The sequence below is a fragment of the Mycobacterium sp. UM_CSW genome, from assembly GCF_000455205.1.
GTDB lineage: Bacteria > Actinomycetota > Actinomycetes > Mycobacteriales > Mycobacteriaceae > Mycobacterium.
On sequence record NZ_AUWQ01000154.1, the window covers coordinates 1 to 1,163 of the forward strand.

Annotated in this window: 1 protein-coding gene; it reads right to left on the bottom strand. The window is 68.9% G+C overall.

Annotated features, from left to right (window positions below; genetic code table 11):
* The coding region (locus tag N415_RS29990; protein ID WP_068189844.1) for a UDP-glucose/GDP-mannose dehydrogenase family protein at positions 1-1,163 on the bottom strand (1,163 nt) is incomplete at both ends.

Here is a 1,163-nt window from a genome sequence, read left to right on the forward strand (position 1 = left end):
CGACGACGACGCGGGCCCGCACCCGGTCGGCAAGGTCGCGCGGGTCGAGATCGACGAACTGCCGCCACTCGGTGAGCACCAGCACCGCGTCCGCCCGCTCGCAGGCCTCCTCGACCGACACCGCGTAGTTCAGCGTGGGGAAGAGCCGCTGCGCGTTGTCCAACGCCTTGGGGTCGTACACGTTCACCGCGGCGCCGTTGAGCTGAAGCTGCCCGGCGACGTTGAGCGCGGGCGAGTCGCGGACGTCGTCGGATTCGGGTTTGAACGCCGCACCCAGCACGGCGATGTTGGCGCCCAGCAACGAGCCGCCGCAGGCGGTGGTAGCCAGCTCGACCATCCGGGTGCGCCGGCGCATGTTGATGCTGTCCACCTCGCGCAGGAAGGTGAGCGCCTGGTCGGCTCCCAGCTCACCGGCGCGAGCCATGAACGCGCGGATGTCCTTGGGCAGGCAGCCCCCGCCGAAACCCAAACCGGCATTGAGGAATTGGCGCCCGATCCGCGGGTCGAAGCCCAGCGCGTCGGCCAGCAGGCTGACGTCGGCACCCGCCGCCTCGCACACCTCGGAGATGGCGTTGATGAACGAAATCTTGGTCGCCAGAAAGGCATTCGCGGAGACCTTGACCAGCTCGGCGGTCTGCAGATCGGTCACCAGGAAGGGCACCCCGGCGTCCAGCAGCGGCCCGTACAGCTCGCGGGCCGCCGCCTCGGCGCGCGTGGAACCCTCTTGGATGCCGAGCACGATGCGATCCGGGTGCAAGGTGTCGTGCACCGCGTAGCCCTCGCGCAAAAACTCTGGGTTCCAGGCAATTTCGACGTCGACACCACGGCGCGCCAGCGCGGCCGCCCGCTCGTTGAGGTCGGCCGCCGTGCCCACCGGCACCGTCGACTTGCCGATGAGCACCGACGGCCTGGTGAGTCGCGGCACTAGCGCGTCGATGACCGCGTGGACGTGGCAGAGGTCGGCGCCGTATTCGCCCTTCTTCTGCGGCGTGCCCACGCCCAGGAAATGCACGTCGGCGAAATCGGCCGCCATCTCGTAGTCGGTGGTGAACCGCAGTCGTCCGGCAGCGAGGTTGTCGGTCAACAACTTTCGCAGGCCGGGTTCGTAGAACGGGATGTCACCGCCCGCCAGCTTGGCCACCTTGCCGGCGTCGATGTCCACG